Annotated in this window: 1 protein-coding gene and 1 pseudogene; both read right to left on the bottom strand. The window is 70.9% G+C overall.

The genetic code is table 11. The features are described 5' to 3' along the window. Positions 1-252 precede the first annotated feature (252 nt). Entirely contained in the window at positions 253-645 is a 393-nt protein-coding gene (locus KUM32_RS42240; protein WP_187061329.1) for a YccF domain-containing protein, read from the bottom strand. A gap of 4 nt (positions 646-649) precedes the next feature. After that, positions 650-791, bottom strand: a pseudogene (locus KUM32_RS42235) (protease HtpX); the annotation flags it as partial.

The raw sequence follows: 791 nt of genomic DNA, 5'->3' as shown, positions 1-791 counted from the left end.
CCGCGCGGCTGCACCAGGTGATACGGCCCGAGCCCGGGCCTGGGACCCGGTCTGAGACCGTGCCCACACCCATACCCACACCCGCGTCCACTCCTGCGTCTACGCCTACGTCAGCGTCCACGCCCGCCTTCCCGTCAGTGACCGCGTCTGAGCGGGGTGGCCCGGCGTCCGGCGCGTAGCCGCGCGCCGGGTGGTCAGGTGCCGGGGCCAGGCCGGTCGGCGGAGGTCGGCCCGACGTCGTGTCGGGGCCGATCAGCGGGCGGCGAAGGGCTGGTCCGTCGGGACGATGTCCCGGCCCAGGGGGGTCAGCGAGACCGGGATCAGCTTGAAGTTGGCCACGCCCAGCGGGATGCCGATGATCGTGACGCAGAGCAGGAGGCCCGTCACGACGTGGCTGAGCGCGAGCCACCAGCCGGCGAGGAGCAGCCAGAGGACGTTGCCGACGCAGGACGGGGCGCCGGCGTCGCGTCGCTCGACGGCGGTGTAGCCGAAGGGCCACAGCGCGAAGCGGGCGATGCGGAAGGAGGCGATGCCGAAGGGGATGCCGATGATCGTGATGCACAGGATGAGGCCCGCCAGGACGTACGCGCAGGCCAACCAGAAGCCGGACAGGACCAGCCAGATGACGTTCAGGATCGTCTTCATCGGGTTAGTGTCCCGCCATTTTCTCGAGGCGGCTGATGCGCTCCGCCATGGGTGGGTGGGTGGAGAAGAGCTTGGCCATGCCGGCGCCCGGGCGGAAGGGGTTCGCGATCATCATGTGGCTCGCGGTCTCCAGCCGTGGCTCCGGC

It is taken from the genome of Streptomyces sp. AC627_RSS907 (genome assembly GCF_019049165.1).
Note: the sequence above shows the minus strand (reverse complement) of the source record. Positions and strands in the feature narration are given on the sequence as shown.

Bases quoted from the DNA above. Each gene is read 5' to 3' on its own strand.
- KUM32_RS42240 (WP_187061329.1), bottom strand. From the start codon at position 645: ATGAAGACGATCCTGAACGTCATCTGGCTGGTCCTGTCCGGCTTCTGG.